This is a genomic window from Enterococcus sp. MSG3290 (assembly GCF_050555565.1).
Taxonomy (GTDB): Bacteria; Bacillota; Bacilli; order Lactobacillales; family Enterococcaceae; genus Enterococcus_B; species Enterococcus_B faecium.
This window is the reverse complement of the sequence record NZ_CP187862.1, coordinates 901,114-919,757: the sequence shown is the minus strand read 5'-3', so window position 1 is coordinate 919,757 and position 18,644 is coordinate 901,114. Positions and strand designations below refer to the sequence as shown.

The 18,644-nt window shown below is 38.8% G+C and carries 14 protein-coding genes; 6 read left to right on the top strand and 8 right to left on the bottom strand.

Going from position 1 to position 18,644, the window contains the following annotated elements:
- Window positions 1–17 precede the first annotated feature (17 nt).
- Both IGL31_RS04250 and IGL31_RS04245 read left to right on the top strand, forming a co-directional pair.
- Window positions 18–722: a response regulator transcription factor gene (locus tag IGL31_RS04250; RefSeq protein ID WP_002306267.1), complete on the top strand. Its 705-nt coding sequence runs from the start codon at window positions 18–20 to the stop codon at window positions 720–722.
- Window positions 719–2,455 (top strand): ATP-binding protein, encoded by a 1,737-nt coding sequence (locus IGL31_RS04245; RefSeq protein ID WP_086299775.1) that lies wholly within the window; start codon window positions 719–721, stop codon window positions 2,453–2,455. Before IGL31_RS04250 ends, IGL31_RS04245 begins: the two co-directional genes overlap by 4 nt.
- A 102-nt stretch (window positions 2,456–2,557) precedes the next feature.
- On the opposite strand, the gene IGL31_RS04240 is transcribed toward IGL31_RS04245, so the two are convergent.
- From IGL31_RS04240 to IGL31_RS04230, 3 genes are all read right to left on the bottom strand, one after another.
- Window positions 2,558–5,029 (bottom strand): cation-translocating P-type ATPase, encoded by a 2,472-nt coding sequence (locus IGL31_RS04240; protein WP_086299776.1) that lies wholly within the window; start codon window positions 5,027–5,029, stop codon window positions 2,558–2,560.
- Window positions 5,030–5,353: 324 nt separating this feature from the next.
- A complete protein-coding gene (locus IGL31_RS04235; RefSeq protein ID WP_086299777.1) occupies window positions 5,354–6,244 on the bottom strand; it encodes a phosphate ABC transporter substrate-binding protein PstS family protein in 891 nt (296 codons plus the stop codon).
- 196 nt (window positions 6,245–6,440) lie between these two features.
- The gene (locus IGL31_RS04230) at window positions 6,441–6,923 is read right to left on the bottom strand and encodes a hypothetical protein (RefSeq protein ID WP_002305696.1); all 483 of its coding nucleotides are present in this window, start codon (window positions 6,921–6,923) and stop codon (window positions 6,441–6,443) included.
- Window positions 6,924–7,130: 207 nt separating this feature from the next.
- Here IGL31_RS04230 and IGL31_RS04225 point away from each other — a divergent pair, with 207 nt between their 5' ends.
- Window positions 7,131–7,496 (top strand): hypothetical protein, encoded by a 366-nt coding sequence (locus tag IGL31_RS04225; protein ID WP_002289810.1) that lies wholly within the window; start codon window positions 7,131–7,133, stop codon window positions 7,494–7,496.
- Window positions 7,497–7,557: 61 nt separating this feature from the next.
- On the opposite strand, the gene IGL31_RS04220 is transcribed toward IGL31_RS04225, so the two are convergent.
- The gene (locus IGL31_RS04220; RefSeq protein WP_002294835.1) at window positions 7,558–8,127 is read right to left on the bottom strand and encodes a prevent-host-death protein; all 570 of its coding nucleotides are present in this window, start codon (window positions 8,125–8,127) and stop codon (window positions 7,558–7,560) included.
- 73 nt (window positions 8,128–8,200) lie between these two features.
- Entirely contained in the window at window positions 8,201–9,493 is a 1,293-nt protein-coding gene (locus IGL31_RS04215) for a hypothetical protein (RefSeq protein ID WP_086299778.1), read from the bottom strand.
- A 257-nt stretch (window positions 9,494–9,750) separates the two neighbouring features.
- Between IGL31_RS04215 and IGL31_RS04210 the strand changes: the two genes are divergently transcribed.
- From IGL31_RS04210 to IGL31_RS04200, 3 genes are read left to right on the top strand one after another with little or no spacing between them, the layout of a single operon-like run.
- The gene (locus tag IGL31_RS04210; protein ID WP_002303094.1) at window positions 9,751–10,695 is read left to right on the top strand and encodes an AAA family ATPase; all 945 of its coding nucleotides are present in this window, start codon (window positions 9,751–9,753) and stop codon (window positions 10,693–10,695) included.
- 13 nt (window positions 10,696–10,708) lie between these two features.
- Window positions 10,709–11,782 carry a DUF58 domain-containing protein gene (locus IGL31_RS04205; protein WP_086299779.1) on the top strand — a complete coding sequence of 358 codons (1,074 nt, stop codon included), beginning with the start codon at window positions 10,709–10,711 and terminating at the stop codon, window positions 11,780–11,782.
- Window positions 11,772–13,943, top strand: a complete 2,172-nt coding sequence (locus IGL31_RS04200; protein ID WP_086299780.1) for a transglutaminase domain-containing protein — start codon at window positions 11,772–11,774, stop codon at window positions 13,941–13,943. Before IGL31_RS04205 ends, IGL31_RS04200 begins: the two co-directional genes overlap by 11 nt.
- Before the next feature lie 111 nt (window positions 13,944–14,054).
- Here IGL31_RS04200 and copB read toward each other — a convergent pair whose 3' ends face one another.
- The 3 genes from copB to copZ are packed head-to-tail and all read right to left on the bottom strand — an operon-like array spanning window position 14,055 to window position 18,641.
- The gene (gene copB, locus IGL31_RS04195; RefSeq protein WP_086299781.1) at window positions 14,055–16,226 is read right to left on the bottom strand and encodes a copper/silver-translocating P-type ATPase CopB; all 2,172 of its coding nucleotides are present in this window, start codon (window positions 16,224–16,226) and stop codon (window positions 14,055–14,057) included.
- Window positions 16,227–16,245: 19 nt separating this feature from the next.
- Complete coding sequence (locus IGL31_RS04190; RefSeq protein WP_086299782.1) at window positions 16,246–18,432, bottom strand: heavy metal translocating P-type ATPase; 2,187 nt, start codon at window positions 18,430–18,432, stop codon at window positions 16,246–16,248.
- Window positions 18,432–18,641, bottom strand: a complete 210-nt coding sequence (copZ, locus tag IGL31_RS04185; protein WP_077940648.1) for a copper chaperone CopZ — start codon at window positions 18,639–18,641, stop codon at window positions 18,432–18,434. The genes IGL31_RS04190 and copZ overlap by 1 nt, the downstream gene beginning before the upstream one ends.
- Between the last annotated feature and the right edge of the window lie 3 nt (window positions 18,642–18,644).

Genomic DNA, 18,644 nt, shown 5'->3' with positions numbered 1-18,644 from the left:
ATTTAAAGGAGATTTGAATGAAAAAAATACTAGTTGTTGATGATGAACCTTCTATTGTAACGCTCTTGACGTTCAATTTGGAAAAAGAAGGCTACAAGGTAACCAGTGCCACAGATGGAGGCGAAGGATTAGAATTAGCATTAGAACAATCATTTGATTTCATCATTTTAGATGTGATGCTTCCAACGATGGATGGCATGGAGATCACTCAGCGGCTGCGTCAAGAAAAAAATGAAACACCGATTTTGATGCTGACGGCTAAAGATGACCAAGTGGATCGGATCATTGGCCTAGAAATAGGTGCTGACGACTATTTGACCAAACCATTTAGTCCTCGCGAAGTATTAGCCCGTATGAAAGCCATATTCAGAAGGATTGAACCTCGTAAGCAATCAAAAGATGAAGCTGAGCCTGAATATCTATCGATTGGACAAATCACTGCTGATTTGACCAATTATCAAGTGACCGTAGACGACCATCTGATTGAACTAACACCGAAAGAATTTGAATTACTGGTTTATTTCATGAAACGAAAAGACCGTGTGATCGACCGAGACACACTGCTAGACCGCATTTGGAATTTTGACTTCGCAGGACAAAGTCGAATCGTAGATGTACACGTTAGTCATTTGCGAGAAAAAATCGAGCGAGATCCAAAACATCCAAAGTACTTGGTGACTGTTAGAGGATTTGGCTATAAGTTTCAGGAACCAAAACGATGAAATGGAAAAAAATTTATGAACGTCTCTTCTTTCTTATTCTTTTAGTTAGTTTGTTTTTTGGTGGCTGGCAATTGATTTCCCATTATTTTCAACAGCAGATCGTGGAACAGCAAGAAAGCTACCTGACAAAAAAAGCACAACTGCTGATCCGGCAATTAGATGTCGAAAACCTCCAAGCAGCGCAAAACAAAACTGCTTTGGAAGAATTCGTCCATCAGTCGAACGAACGGATTACTTTAATGGATGCTACTGGAAAGATCTTATTTGACACAAACAATGAAACATTGAATGAACAGCGAAACTCCCGTCCCGAAATCAAAGCCGTATTGAATGGCGGAAACCTAGGTAGCGCTTTGCGTAAAAGTACCACTTTGGATGAGGATCTTTTATATGTCGCATTACCAGTCAAAAAAAGTGGCCAGTTAGAAGCCATTTTACGTATCGCAGAACCGACAAGCGGTTTTTTACCGAGAACTGAGAGTTTTCGCCGTTGGGTCTTTTTCTTCTTTCTGTCTTTCTTCCTTGTTCTTGCAGGAATGATCTATTATCTGATCTATCAAAAAAACCAGCCATTGAAAACCGTGCTGCCCGTACTTAAAAAAATGGTGCAAAATCCTAATCAGGCGGAAGTAATCATGCAAACACCCGATCAATGGGAAGAATTGTATCAGACGATCAATGCGTTGAGCGAACAAATGAGTAAGATGTATCGGGCGTATACTACCACAGAAGAGCAATTATATACGTTACTGAACGAACTGATGATTGGCGTATTCCTGATTGATGATGCTGATTCTCGTTTACTACTGCTTAATCCAAAGATGCAGCTACATTTAAACGTGGTAAGCTATCAACCTGAACAGCGGTACACAGAAGTCATTCAAGATCCAAAACTCATTCAGCTGATTCATCAAGTGACTCCTGAGCATCCGCTGATCCATCAGGAGATCACCCTTACAGAAGGTCGGCAGACATTAGACTTGAGTTTGCGCTACTTTACTAATTCAGAAGGTACCGGACAGATTCTAGGGGTGGCGTATGACTTAACGAAAGTGCGACGTTTAGAAAAGCTACAAAAGGATTTCGTTGGCAACGTCTCTCACGAATTAAAAACTCCTGTGACTTCACTGATTGGTTTTACCGAGACTTTATTGGATGGTGCAAAAGATGACCCGCAAACTCTGACTTCTTTTCTTGAGATCATGCAAAAAGATGCGATTCGGTTAGATAAATTGATTCGGGAAATCATCCAGCTGTCAAAAGATGGCGAGAATTCTTACGAGATCCAGACAATTTATATAGAACCTTATTTCCAGCAAATCGTTCAAAATTATCAGCCAATCATCGAAAAGAAACGGTTGACAATTCGATTGATTGGAAAGAACGAATCATTTACTACTAAAGCAGATATCCTTTATCCAATTATCAAAAATCTGATTGAAAATGCTGTCCAATATTCAAAAAGCGACAGCGAGATTATTATCCGCTATCAGGCAACAGATGATCTATCGTTTTCTGTCCAAGATTTTGGTATAGGTATCGACATTGAGGATCAGGAACGTATCTTTGAGCGTTTTTACCGCGTAGACAAGGCGCGAAGCCGACATTCAGGCGGGACCGGATTAGGGTTAGCAATTGTAAAAGACTACGTGCAACTCCTTCATGGTACGATTACTGTAGACAGTCATCTTGGAACAGGTTCGACTTTCACCGTTACCATTCCGAAAATGTAAAAAAGAGCAACTGCTCGTGCGTTTTAAAGTTGGATGACTCATCCTTCTTCGAAAGATACACGAGTGGTTGTTCTTTTTTACTTTTTTTTGAGATACTTTTCGTCAATTTTCTCGTTTAAATATCGATAGAAATTTTTTAACTACGCGACTAAACGGCTTTTGCTCTTTTTCATTTTTACGTTCAAACAAATATTCTACCAATGTGGTCAAATGCCTAAAAATCGAATCTGCCGAGAAAAATAGAATGCTCAACAGCAAAAGCGATACAGCTGAGATACCGGTGATTGAAAACAGCTTATGCAAAAAGACGACCGAAAAAAAGATACCGCTAGCACAGAAAAGAATGATCTGACTTCTGAATTTATTCAGCGGTGAACAGATTTTATAGAGAACGAGGAACCCTACTGCAATCAAAAGCATGGTAGATGCTGTAGAAACATCTGTTTTATTTAGATTCAAAGTCACCCCGCAGATCACCAACGCACCGACTACGATCATATCTGTTAGTCCACCTGGCACAGCTTTTTCCATCACATTCATGATGAATTTCCCTCTGATTCGCTTTTTGTTTTCTTCTAGAGCAAGCAAGAAAGATGGAAGTCCGATAGTAAACAAACTAATCAATGTGATTTGTGATGGTTCTAAAGGATAGGTCAGAGCAAAGATCACTGAAAACAGTGAGAGCAAAAAGGAGAAAATATTCTTCACTAAAAACAAGCTAGCTGATCGCTCAATATTGTTCACAACGCGCCGTCCTTCTGCAACAACTTCTGGCATGCGTGAAAAGTCAGAATCAAGTAAGACCACTTGTGAGGCCTGCATGGCGGCTTCATTTCCGGAAGCCATCGCTATACTGCAGTCTGCTTCTTTCATGGCTAGAATATCATTCACGCCATCACCTGTCATAGCTACTGTATTGTTACGCTTTAGCAATTGAACGAAGATTTTCTTTTGTTCTGGCTTGACGCGTCCAAAAACTGTATATTTTTCGACAGCTGCTTCATATTCTTCTTCTGATAATTTAGATGCATCAACGTACTGATCAGCATGTGAAATCCCTGCTTGGACAGCTACATTGGATACGGTGAGCGGATTATCTCCGGAAATCACTTTGATGGCTACTTGCTGTTTTTTGAAGTAATCAAATGTGGCTCTTGCTTCTTTTCTGATAGGATTAGCAATCAGAATATAGCCTAATGGTGTGACTGCTTCTGTCAATACTGGTTCTTCAAGAATCCCATCGTACACACCAAAGACCAACACGCGATAGCCTTTTTCAGCGAAAGAAACAAACTCTTCCGCATATTCCGGCAATTGATCGCGCAAAACCATTTCGGGCGCTCCTAAAACATACACCTTGTCTGCCAACGCTACACTGCTGAATTTTTGGACAGAAGAAAAAGGAATAACATGGTGATAGGATTGATCAGTGGTTTTTGTAAAATATGCTTTAACAGCTTCCATTGTTGCATTGTCTCCTGCCATCGCTTTTGCATAGTCAGCAATGCATGCTTCCAATTGATCTGACTGACTGATTATTTCTTGTTTTTTAGAGACGATCACTTTTTGAACAGACATTTTATTTTCTGTGATCGTTCCTGTTTTATCTACACAAAGGACATTTACCCTTGCCAATGTCTCAATGCTTTTCATATTGTGTAAAAGAACTCTTTGCTTTGCTAGTTTAGTCGCACTTAATGCTAATGCAATCGTCGTCAGCAAGTACAGTCCTTCAGGTATCATACCGATCAATGCTGCTTCCATTGCAACGACACTTTCTTTGATCGTGTTTCCATTAAAAAAGTAACTTTGAGAAAAAAGCAGGATACCGATAGGAATAATGATGATCCCAATCCATTTGATCAATTGATTAAGAGAAGCAATCATCTCCGACTGTTCTCCTTCTCCCATTGTCTTGGCTTTGACTGTCAGCTGGGAAATATACGAATCTGCTCCAACTTTGTCTAATCGGGCGTAAGCTTTTCCGGAAACAATGAAACTGCCGGACATTAATGGATCGCCTATTTCTTTGGTTATTTCATCTGCTTCGCCTGTCAATAAAGCCTCATTAACTTGCAGTTTCCCTTCCACGACCTCTGCATCTGCTGGAATTTGATGTCCAGTCTCTAAAATAACAATGTCATCTATTACAAGGTCTTCTATATCTATTGTTTGTTCTATCCCGTCTCGTATGACATTGACTTTTGCTGTATTTAAAACATTTAGTTCGTCCAAGATCTTTTTGGATCGAATTTCCTGAAAAATGGCGATTCCTGTATTGGCTATGATAACTGGTAAAAAAGTCAAGTTCTTATAGGATTCTACTAAACAAAGCAAAATAGCTAAGATAAGAAAGATCAAATTGAAATACGTAAAAATGTTTTCCAATACGATTTGCTGATTTGTTTTGAATGTGGGATCGACTGAATCATTTGCTGCACCTTTTTCTATTCGTTCCTTGACTTGATCTGCCGTTAATCCTTTTTTATACGATGGAAAAAGACGGATGACTTTATCTGATGATCTTTGTGTTACTTTCTTTTTTTTACTTCGATTTGTCCATTTATTCTTCATGTGGCTACCTCGATTGATTTCGTTTTCTGGATATTTCCAAACTTCTCCTATCCAGTATAGAACAGATATGGAAAGTGTTCCTCACATTAAGCTTGCAAACACCTTTCATTCCTGTCATATAGCAAAAAAAAGCTACGACAGTTCTATGTCGTAGCTCTTTTTTTCGAATAAACGGTGTTCAATCAGCTGACCCTCGGTATTAGCTCAAAAAACGGCAAAATATGAGGAACTATTTTTCACAATTAAAGGAAAAATGTATATGTGGGGAAACATAGTTGATTTTTCCTTAATAGTAACGACTACCGTAGTATGTTTATCTGCTAGTTATTTGATATTTCCTTCGTGATCACGTTCTACTTCCATCATTGTGATCGGTAAATACCCTAATTCTTTGACAGGACCTTCTTGTATTTCTTCTGTCATCATGTAGTCTAAGAATTTTTGAACTTCAGGGGAAGGTTTTCCGTTCGTGTACATATGTTCATATGACCAGATTCCCCAGCTGTTATCTGCTACATTCTCTTCTTTTGGTTCTACACCGTCGATACTTAGTGCTTGTGTGGAATCATCGAGATATGAGAAAGCTAAATAGCTGATTGCTCCTGGTGTTTGACTTACCAGTTGCCGAACTGTTCCTGATGAATCTTGTTCTTGGGACTGCACAGGGGTAGCACCATCCAGTCCCCATTTTTCGAATGTCGCGCGGGTACCGCTGCCGTTTGCACGGTTCACGACGTTGATTTGTTGATCTTTCCCGCCAACTTCCTTCCAGTTAGTGATTTTTCCTGTAAAGATATCAATCAATTCCTGTTTGGTGATATCTTTGACATCTGTATCTTTATTGACGATTGGTGCCATCCCGACCACTGCTACTTTATGATCCACTAATTTTGAAGCATCAACTCCGTCTCTTTCTTCTGCAAATACATCAGAGTTTCCGATAGTAACTGCTCCAGCTTCGACTTGGCTCAAACCAGTTCCGCTTCCTCCTCCTTGTACAGAGATTTGATAATTTGGATTTTCTTGTACAAAGCTTTCTTGTGCTGCATCGACTAACGGCTGTAATGCTGTCGAACCTACCGCAACGATTTTTACTTGTTCATTTGAGTCACTTGAATTATTTTGTGTGGCAGAGCCATCTGTATTTCCTGATCCTGAGCCGCATCCGGCTAAAAGAATTCCCATCATACCTAGAGTAAACAATACTTTTTTCATTTTATTGCTCCTTTCTTATTTACAACTAAAGTTTATCAGTCGACTGTAAATCCCTCGTATGGTTGCTGTAAAAATATAGTTAAGTTATGTAAAAATCATGTAAACGTTTTTCGCATTCTTTACATAATAATAAAAAAAGCATATGAGAAACATGCATTTTACGCAGCTCATATGCTTTTTTACTGATGATCCACCATCAATAGTTATTTTTTATAGATACAGATCGTTCACTTTTTATCCTGATTTCTGTCCAGAAGTAAAAAAATGTTGCAAGAATAAATGAGGCAATTACTAAATAGAACCATGGTTTGATCGTCAAGAAATACATGGAGGAATAAGCTGAATCCTTCAATCCACTCTCGCTCAAACCATTAGGGCCGATAATCAAGCGAGGCAGCAAAGAAAACATAGATGTAAATACTAATAAGCAAGAAAAGTAAAGCAGCTGCCAATTGTAGTGATTGATCAGAGATTTTGGTAATAAGAGACCTACACTTATCACTAAATAGAAAACAGTCAAAGCTGGAAAATTCCTAGAAACCACAAATCCGCTTCCTTGGATCAGGCCTAATATCTCCGCACCTTGTACAACAGCATTTACCCATGTAAAAGGTAGCAAAACGATAGGAAAAAACCAAAAAAATAAATAAAGCCGATCGATTACTGCTTTTCTTCTCATTAACGTTCCCCCAAACTACTTTTTCTCTCATCATACTATACAATTTTCTATCTAAAAAAATTAGGGGGAAAAACTTTTTTTTTAGAGATAATGGCATGAGAGTTTATTCATTTAATCTAGAAATAATGAAAAAGTAATTGATTATTGCAGGATTCAATTTACAATAAAACTAACAAAATAATAACACTTGTTAGGTGGTGATGAAAGATGATAAAAACTTGCTGGAAAAACCTTCCATTGCTTTTATCTTTTGTTCCTTATGTGCATTTCGCCTTACTGCTTGATTTCCGTTATCATTCCGTAAGCGGGTTCATCACATTGATATTTTTATCTCTTTTTGCTGGATATTATTTTCAAAGGAACAGGCGTATTATATCTTTATTCATTGCCAATATTATATCTACTGTCACTTCCTATTTATTTTGCGCCAATTTTACTGAATGGCGTTACTTCTATCATCCTTTAAAACCGACCCAGCTGATCTTGCTTCTTGCAGGTATTTACTTAGTTCCACAAATCCTTGGGTCGTTATGGGCGGTAGCCTTATCTTATAAAAAAGCTCGGCATCCATAAAAACAAACCATATATGTACAAAGAGAAGCTACTTTCTTCTTTTTATACATATATGGTTTTCTTATAGCTCATGTAGAAAAATTTTCTTGATGATGATTTTATCCATCAATTGAGATTGACTGTTTTGCTCTCCTATGATTTCAGCTATGATTGTCCGATTTTGCGGTTTTCTTCTTAACTGGTAGTTGATTTTCCCAGTTTCCATCAACTCGCTAAGCATATCCACGACTCCGCCAAATCCGGTCTTTTTCGTAATAAAACCTAGTGCTACCATTCGTTCATCTAGATTTTTTGCTGTAATCGTCACACCAGTAATGAGCGAGTGCTGTAATGTTTGGGCCAGCTCTTCCATCCCTTCAGCATTGGATACGACGGAAGCTGTTTTGTTAATAGGTTCTTCGTTTATTTCTTTTGGTTCTTTCCTCTCCACTTTCACTGTTTGACGAAGGACATCTAGTTCTTGCAAGAGCGTTTCGTATTGTTCTTGGGTCAGCATCACGCCAGCTACTTTTTCACGATTAAATATATATACGCCAGTTCCCGCGTCTCGCGCTTGAGCAAATACATCCATCGGCGATCGTTTCACTTCTGTGATCGAAGATGTGGGAACTTCTAATTTCTTTAATTCCAATGGATTTCCTCCTTTACTAATCGCTTTTTATTATATCACAGACTGACTTGTTTTGATCTTTTTTCCAAAGGTTTTATCGGTTTTTGCCTAACCAGTAATTGATATCGGTAAGAAGTCTTTCGATACCAAATGAAGGATGGTACAGATACGTTTTTTGATCTTCGTTATGGTCTAGTGGAAAAAAATGATCGGTGATCACTAGATCTGCATACCGAGGCGGCTTATTTCGAGTACATACATGTATAGAGATCCGTTTTCGATGTCTTAGCGTTTTGTTCAGTACCTCGGCAAGTCTTCTTGCTTCTTGGTGTTCATAGCGAAAAAAAAAGACGATTTTCACTTCAGGAGGGTGGACATCTAAATACCCTCGTTCCTGGAGTGTTTTCAGTAAAAGCATCCCCCACTCTACTGCGGGGTGTGCAAGAGCTTGTTGGATCGCTAGCCGAAATTGATATAGTTTATCTTTGGAATTGGGAAATTTTTCTAATGTTTCCTGATAATAACGAACTTCTTCTTCTACCAGCCGGTCATGGATACCAATTACGTAACGAAGCCATTCTTGGTAAAGTACTTTTGTCAGCTTTGATTTGTTTTCGCTCTCAAATTCGCTATTCAGCCAAAACAGCGAATCAAGCTTTTCAGTCACAATCGTCAATTTCCGATAGTCTTGTGTCTCTTCTATCCGTTTCCACCGCTTTTCAGTAATCTGGTTACAGCTCAAGCGCAAAATTGCTAGATAATTTTTTTCTTTTATTGGCAAAATCTGCTCCTCTCTAAATAGCAATTCAGGAAACAATTCAAAGAATAGTGTTCGACTGTCTCCTAAAATCTCGATTTCTGCCGGATCCTTTCTTTGCTTCAATAATTGGATGAACATCTCAGAAAAGGACTGCTCTCCATCATCTGCAAAAAAATGCGGAAAATCTTTCAAAAAGCAAAACAGCAGATATCTTACTTTTCTTTCTGAACCAAAGATCTGTGCTTTTTTATAAGAAAAAGAAAGGTGGTACTCGCCAAACCACTTTCTCAATCGCTCTTGCGTAGAACGATCGTACTTCTGCTCGTAAGGTTCATTCAATAGCAGATTTTTCAGTAAACAAAACGGGGGTGATTGGATCAGAAAAACAAATAGGAGGTAAGGTTCGCTATATCCTTGATCATAAACTAACTGAACGGTTTTCTTATGAAGAATCAGCTGGATGGGACAGTCGCTTTCCGCCAAACGTTTCAGATGCCGATCCACTGTTTTAACATCGATTTTCAGTTCTTCAGCTAAATCAGCTTTTCGCCAGATCAAATCTTTCATTAGATTGATTAGTGAAAATAAATTTTGTGCATTTTTTGATAATAGTTTTTGCCATCTCATCGATCATTTCTCACCTGATTTCTAAACATATTGTTTGATCAAAATGGATTCACTCCTAAAAAGATAAAAAACTCCCTTTCTATTTATTTAAATACGCAAATTTTCCTCATTATTTTTTATTTTACTCAATTTAATCGTATTCTCATTTCAAAACGAATGTACTTTAAAAAAACATAATAAAATCACTTTGCTTGTAGGATGTATTCCCTTCCATTACAATGAAATAAATAGCGGTTTTATGAGAAGGTGATGTGAAAATGGAAGAAAAAATCGAAGAATCCAAACAAAAAATCGATCAGTTGATACAAGAATTAGAAAAAGCGGTCATCGGCAAACGTTCAACTATCCAATTGATGATCGTGGCCCTATTAGCAGGTGGTCATGTCTTATTCGAAGATATTCCCGGTGTAGGTAAAACGTTACTGGTCAAAGCACTAGCAAAAGCTGTACAGGGAACCTTCAGCAGAGTCCAATGTACTCCTGATCTGCTGCCTAGTGATATTCTTGGTTTTTCCGTATACAATTCACAATCAAAAGAGTTTGAATTTCGTCCGGGACCGATCTTTACCACGATCTTGTTGGCAGATGAGATCAATCGTACGACTCCTCGTACTCAGTCAGCACTTTTAGAAGCAATGGCCGAGAATCATGCAACGATCGACAACAATACATACCCTCTAGACAATCATTTTTTTGTCTTAGCTACGCAAAATCCAATCGAGTACGAAGGAACATATCCTTTGCCGGAAGCACAGCTCGATCGTTTTTTATTCCGACTACAAATCGGTTATCCTTCTTTTGATGACGAACTTTTGCTACTTTTGGATAAATTCGAAAAAGTGTTGGATAACTTAAATGAAGTATTGAACAGTTATGAAATAGAAGAAATAAAAACAAATGTGGCGAATGTCTTTGTCAGTCCCGAAGTGGCATCTTATGCCTTGCAGTTAGTGTCAGCAACAAGAAGCCATGCTGCCATCCAGCTTGGCATCAGTCCACGAGGAAGCCTTTCCTTTATTCAGGCAGCAAAAGCTTATGCTTTAATCCATGGGAGAAATTACGTCACGCCCAAAGATTTGCAGGATTTAGTTCCTTACGTGTTTTCCCATCGCCTGATTTTTTACGATCGTTCATTGAAGGAAGACGAAAAGAAACAAATCATTCATACTCTTGTTGCACAAATTCCTATTCCTGTGAGGTAGATTGAGGTAGATAATGGAAAAAATCAAAGATTATTTCATTAATTTTGTGTTATTTCTGGTATATTTCATCATTGTGCTTTTTGCTCTTGTATTCAACAATTCTTTAGGCTGGTTCTTGTTGGCCTTTTTTACTCTTTATGTATCATGGAGCTTGATTTCATTAAGCAGCTTTCTAAAGAAACTTTCGGTTACTTGTACATTGCAGCCACTCGTTTATCGCAAAAAAAGTATACAGGTTATTTTTTCCATAGCAAAAAAGAGAACTTTTTCTTTACCTCTCCCTCGTTTACAAATCGGCTTCCCAGCAATCTTTGCAGAAAAAAAACAAGAGATTTTGATTCTTACAAATAAACCGCAAGAAGTCCAATTGCTTTGGCAGCCAAAAGAAAGAGGATGCCATGAAACATTAACTGTCATTTTTACAGCCTATGATAGCCTAGGACTTTTCAGAAAAAGTGCAAAAAGAGAGATCTCTTTTCCTGTGACTGTTCTGCCTGCTTTTTGTAAGATTCAAGCAGAAAAATTACAGAGAGTTCTGGAAAAAAAACAGCAGCTGAACGCGTACCAAAGAGGTCTTGATTTTCGGGAACATCGCGCTTATCGTCCAGGTGATTCTTTCAACCGAATCGATTGGAAATTGTCTGCTCATACTCAAGAGTGGTTATACCGTGAATACGATTATCAAGAAGAAGAATGTTCTCCTCTTTTTTGCTTTTGGGGTTCGCACAGTCCAAAATTTGAACCTCTGCTAGACTTGTATTTTTCTTTATGGCATTTGAGAAAAGAAAAGCAGCCGGAACTTCTGATATTAGGCAACCGCGCCTTTCATGGCAAAGACCCCGGTCATACCTATTTTGCTTCTTTGGAAGCTGGCGATGAGAAAGCTTTTTTAGCACACTTGAAAAAATATGCAAAAAAACAAATCGTCCTCTTTGTTCCTGAGAATTCTCCTGAAGTCTCAGAAGCTATTGAAACATTGTCAAAAGATCGAACGGTTTATCTTGTTTATTTCGTAGAAAAACAACTCATGGTCCAAGAAAAAGACAAGATATGTTCATTGCCAGGAGGTGAATGGATTGACGATTAAATGGGAAAAATGGCTGCGTGGCGTTTACTCCTTTGTGATACTAAGTGTAGGTGCTCCGATATTTGTAGTAGCTAATCAATTGCAAAACAGCTACCTTCTTATCCTAACTATTGGTGTCCTATGCCTTATTGTCTGCTGTATTCCTAAAAAATGGGTACGTTTGCTGCTTTCTTTGCCAGTAATGATAGGTTGTTTGTTTTTATATTTTCCTTCGAAGACATTTTCCATATTATGGATCTTACAGTTTTTTTCGTCAGTCACAGAGGAATTCTTCCATCTATCCCAAGGTAAACTTTATTATTTGCCAGAAAAGACAGCTTTTTTTCTCATAATGTTGCTGATCTATTTATTTATTACATTGACCGTGGATTACGACTATTGGTACGCACCCTTTCTTTCTTTGATGGCTTACTTCATGATGCTTACCGTTTTTCGGGAAAAAGATTTACTGTACGAAATGATTGCGGTAGTAACTGTTTTGTTCGTGTATCTGGCAGCAAGGCAATTTTTCTCCATCCGGTTGTTGTCGGGAAACACTCGATTCCAGTCATTGACTACAGTTCTGCTTATTTGTTTCTTAACTTTTAGCGCTATTTTGCCTTTATATCTTCCGAAAGTACACCAATCTCTCGAGGAAACGAGTGAACCGATCCGAGAATATCTTAATGATGAAGGGCTTTATGACACACTCCATGAGTATCAATTAACCGGAAGTGCAAGAACAGGCTTCAGTGAGAATGATGAACAGCTTGGTGGACCTTTATATGATAATGGCGAAGTTGTTTTTACAGCGAACCAAAAAGGAAATGGCTATTGGAAGATCGAAAATAAAAATCATTACACCGGTTCTGGATGGATAGAAGATCAGGACGCACCCATCCAACCAATCCAAGAATTCCCTGTTGACATCACGAGCTACCAAACCGTTATGGAAGACAAAGAAAACATTACATTGACCCTAAAAAAACAAGCTTTCTTACCTTATCCTTATGGAAATACTACCTTGACTGATTTTTCATTAGCTAGTGGACAAACGCTTTACTATTTGCCTGAAAGCCAGCGATTCATTCCTGTCCCGAATGAATCGACACGTTCTGCAACTTTACAAACAGAAAGGTTAGTTTTTACGAGAGAAGAATTAAAAAGCAGTCAGTTAAAAGCTGATGATTTAGAAAATCAGCAGACAAATCTTCAATTGCCAAAAAGTTTGCCTAAACGTATTGAGGACTTGGCGGTCGAATTGACCAAAAATGAAGCAACTTTAATTCGTAAAGTCGAAGCTGTCGAACAGTATTTAAAAACAAGCGGAAATTTCCGCTATTCCAAAACGGATACCGGACATACTCCGAAAGAACACGATTATGTGGATTATTTCCTCTTTGATTCAAAAGTCGGCTATTGTGACAACTTTTCAACTTCTATGGTCGTCCTTCTTCGAACACTTGGTATCCCAGCTCGCTGGACAAAAGGTTTTACAAATGGGCTCAGAACAGGCACAGATAATCAAGGGAATGAGGAATACAGCATTCTCAATAGTCATGCTCATTCTTGGCCAGAGGTATACTTTCCTGGATTTGGCTGGCTTCCATTTGAACCAACCCCTTCATTTGCCAATCCAATGGGTTCACAACCAGTTGCTGAAACAACCGAAACCGTCCAGCCTGCTATCGAACAACCAAATGAAAGCGAAAATATGGCAGAAACTATTTCCAGTGAGAGATCTGAGGTCATTCCATCAGAAGAAACAACAATCACACCAGCTTATAAAATCGTCTTATTCAGCCTTGGAGTGTGTTTATCCGTCTTGTTGTTCTTTCTATTGTTATTCAGAAAATCTCTGCGCTGGACAAGTTATCTTATCTATCTTCATTTTTTTGCTTCTACTAATACGATTGCATATCAAAAACTTCTTAACCATTTGGAAACATTGGTACCGCGCAAACCCGCAGAATCTTTGCAGGAATATAGCCTGCGAATAGAACAAGAATTCAAGCTAGATCTGCGTTTCATTCGATTAACTACTCAATATGAAGCAGAAATATATGGACGACAAGCAGATCCGGTAAAATTCGATAAAAAAACCTATTTAGAAATAACGCATATAATAAGAAAAACGGTATACAAAAAAGTTCTGACAAAAGGGAGCCGCTTCAAAAAATAAGATAAAATTTCTGGAGAATCTACTTCTGGAATGCCGAGAACCAGCTGATTGAGTATCGATTATTCGAAAAAAAGGTTGTGACACGTTTTTTGTCACAACCTTTTTTCATTATTATTTGATTTTCAATGTCAAAGCATTTAGAGCTACAACTACCGTACTTAACGACATCAAGACAGCACCAACTGCTGGACTTAATATGATACCAATTGGCGCAAGAATTCCGGCTGCTAGCGGAATTGCAAGAATATTGTAACCTGCCCCCCACCAGAGGTTCTGGATCATTTTCTTTCGCGTTTGCTTGGCTAGATCAAGGAAATGCAAAATATCTTTTGGATCGCTGTTTGTCAATACGACATCCGCAGAATCGATTGCGATATCTGTCCCTGCACCGATTGCCATCCCGATTGAAGCACGGGCTAAACTTGGCGCATCATTGATCCCATCACCCACCATGATTACTTTTTTCCCTTGGTCAAGGTATTTCTGGACAACAGCTTCTTTATCATCTGGTAATAAACCGCCATAATATTCTTCGATCCCTAAATAATCTGCTACTGCTTGGGCAGCGTTTTTATTGTCACCAGTAAGCATGACAGGAGTGATTTTTCTTTCTTTCAATGTTCGGATAAATTCTTTTGCTTCTGTTTTTACTACGTCACCTAAAGCAACGATTGCAGCTAGATGATTTTCTAAAATCAGGAAGCTGATGGTATTTCCTTGTTCTTGGTAAGGTTTCAATAATGCTTGTTCTACGTTTAATCCGAGACGCTCAACTTCTTTTTCATTAACTATTTTCACTTGTTGTTTTTTGACTGTTGCCTCTAGCCCGACTCCTGAAAGATTTTTTAGATTTTCAGCTTGATAAGGCTTGATTTCATGTTCTTTCAAATAATTCATAATGCCAACAGCCAATGGATGATTGGCATTCGCTTCCAAGGCTCCTAGATATTGAAGGATTTCATTTTTATTGAACGCATCATCAAGTACTTCGACACCCGTTACAGTAAATTTTCCTTCTGTTAGTGTTCCTGTTTTGTCCAGCATGATCACATCTAGATCATTGGCTTGCTCCAGTGCATTGCGGTTTTTCAAAAGTAATCCGTTTTTAGCTGCTATTGATGTAGAGCGAGCAACAACTAATGGGATAGCTAAACCTAGAGCATGAGGACAGGCGATGATAAAGACTGTTACCATACGTTCTAATGCATTAGGAAGATCTGTCAAGAACAACCAGGCGATGAATGCCAGGATACCCACAATTAATGCGACATAAAACAGCCATTTTGCCACTTTGTCAGATAATGACTCTAGCTTGGATTTTTCTCCTTGTGCTTTTCGCACCATTTCCATAACCTTCGCTAGATAACCATTTTCACCAGTTCCAGTTACTTCGATTTCGATCGTTCCATCCCCATTGATAGAACCGCCAATCACTTTGTCATTGGCTTGTTTTTTGATTCCTCTTGATTCGCCAGTCACAGCTGATTCGTCAACAATTGTTTCACCTTTCAAGATTACACCATCTGTTGGCATTTTATCACCAGACCGGACGATCAAACGATCACCTTCGTTTACTTCTTTCAATGAAACTGTCTCTTCTTTTCCATCTTTCGTCAAGCGTTTCACTGATTCTGGCAGTAATTCTGCTAGTTTTTGTAAAGCATTGCTGGCATTCGACACAGCATTCATTTCAATCCAGTGACCTAGTAGCATAATAACGATCAAAGTAGCCAATTCCCAGAAGAAATCCATGACGTGTATATGTGGATTGAGCAGATTTGCGATAAACGAATAGACACTATAAATATATGCAACTGTAATCCCCATCGCGATCAGTGTCATCATAGCAGGACTTTTTTGTTTCAATTCCATCTTAGCTCCACTTAAAAATGGCTGACCGCCATAGATAAATAGTATAGTTGCTAAGATCAATACGAGCCAATCAGAACCAGGAAACGTTACTTGAAATGGAAATTCCATTCCCATCATTGGTGAAAAAAGAATGATTGGGATAGCTAGGATAAGCGATAGCCAAAATTTTTGCTTGAAATTCCCCATGTGCATGGAATGATCCATGCCGCCGTGTTCGTGATCCATGTGCATCGAATGGTCCATTTGTTTGCTGTTTGCTATATCTCCATGGTTATGTCCCATGTGCATGGAATGGTCCATCTGGCTATGGTCATGCTTCATCTCCATCTGTTTTTCAGGAGATTCTGTACTTTCTTTGTTTACTACTTCTTTTTTATGTTCATGTTTTTTCTCCATATCGTTCCCATTCATTTTTACTCCATCCCTTCTCTTACTTTTTCATGTGTCGATTTAAGCTCAGGGAATTCAACAATACACTGACGGAACTAAACGCCATCGCTCCTCCTGCAATGATTGGATTCAAAAAGCCTAGTGCGGCAAAAGGAATACCAATCGTATTATAGACAAAAGCCCAGAAAAGATTTTGTTTGATTTTTCTCAATGTCACCCTAGACAACTCGATTGTTTGTGCAATGGATGCCAAACTGCTACTCATCAGCGTCACATCGGCTGTTTCCATCGCGATGTCCGTTCCACTTCCCATTGCCATACCAACATCAGCTAATGCTAAAGCCGGTGCATCATTGATTCCATCGCCTGCCATACCGACTTTTTTGCCATCTTTCTGAAGTTTTTCTACGTAGGCTGCTTTATCTTCTGGAAGTACTTCAGCAAAGATATGCTTTGGATCAATACCAACTTGTTTACCAATCGTTTCGGCTGCCAGTTTGTTGTCTCCTGTCAGCATAAAAACATCTAATCCTTTATTCTGGAGCTGCTTGATTGCTTGTTTGGCTTCTAGTTTGATTTGATCAGCCACGGCAATCAACCCGATCACTTGCTTTTCATCAGCTAAAAACATGACTGTTTTTCCCTGCTGTTCTAATTCTAACGCGTGTTCTTGGTATTCATCAAATGATAGGTTCAATTCAATTAATCGTTTACGTGTACCCGCAAAATAGCGTACTCCGTTAATCGTACCGCTGATTCCAGCACCTGGGTGAGCTGTAAAATCAATCATATCGTATGTTGCTGCTTCTTGCAGTTTTCCGTATTCCACGATTGCTTTACCTAGTGGATGTTCAGAAGCTTGTTCTAAAGTATAAAAAATAGATAGGACTTCTTTAGAACCGACTAGATCTGTAACTTTGGGCTTTCCTTCTGTAATCGTTCCAGTTTTATCCAAAACAATGCTGTCTAAGTGAGCAGCTGCTTCTAATGCTTCTCCGCCTTTAATTAAGATTCCGTTTCGTGCGCCAACACCCGTACCTACCATAATAGCTGTTGGAGTCGCTAAACCTAATGCACATGGACACGCAATGACTAATACAGAGACACTATGGATCAATGCGAGTTGCCAATCACCAGTGATCAAACCTGTAGCTACGAGCGTGATGAACGCGATGACTAATACGATCGGAACAAAAATCCCTGAGATCCGATCTGCGATTTTTTGGATTGGGGCTTTGCTCCCTTGAGCATCTTCCACCATTTGAATGATTTGCGCTAATACTGTCTGCTTGCCGACTTGTGTAACTTCCATGTGAAGTAGACCATTCGTATTGATTGTCCCGCCAAAGAGCGTGTCATCCGGATTCTTTTCTACAGGAAGATTTTCACCAGTAAGCATACTTTCATCTATCGCACTGCTTCCTGAAATAATTCGACCATCTGCTGGAATCTGCTCACCAGGACGGATGACTAGTTGATCACCAACGACTACTTCTTCAATCGCTAACGTTTCTTCTTTCCCGTTTCTTATCACTTGGGCGGTTTTTGTTTGAAGAGACATCAATTGTTTGATTGCATTACCTGTTTTCGTTTTTGCTGTATGTTCCAAATATTTGCCGAGCAAAATCAGCGTGATGATCATACTGCTGCTTTCAAAATAAAGATCTTGGGGGTGTCCACGGAAAAATCCGTTGTAAATGCTCAATGCAAAGGCAGCCGATGTTCCAATTGCTACCAATACATCCATATTTGGTGCTTTCGTCTTGATTGCATGGTACGCACCTTTATAAAAACGAGCACCGACATAAAATTGGACAGGAGCAGACAGCACTAACTGGACGATTGGAAAATGAAAAAAGTGAACAATCGCCGCATGGCTTCCTAACATCATAGCAATCATTGACAACATCAATGGCAAAGTCAAAACCGTACTCAATATAAGATCGAATAGCATTTTTTTCAAATACGCTTGCTTTTCTTCTGCAATTTTTTGTTTGTGGGCTTCATCGTACAAAATTGCACCATAACCGATGTTTTCTACGCTTTGGATTAATTTTTCAGTGGTCGTCCCTTCATATTTGACACTTGCTTTTTCAGTGGCCAAGTTGACTGTGGCATTGACCACACCAGGTTGTCCGTTCAGCTCTTTTTCGATCCTAGCAGAACAATTTGCACAAGTCATACCTGTAATGACGAACGTATCCATTTTGGTTTCTGCTGTTGCCATCAAATCACCTCTGCTTTATAACCCAATCCATTGATTGCTTGACAAATCTTTTCGGATTGAACTTTTGTTTCATCAAACTTGACCGTACCGTTTGCTTTTTTCAAATTTACTTTCACTTTTTGCACGCCGTCAAGTGCGCTTACTGTTTCTTCTACTCTTGCTACACAATGATTGCAGCTCATACCTTCGATTGAAAATTGTTGTTTCATTTT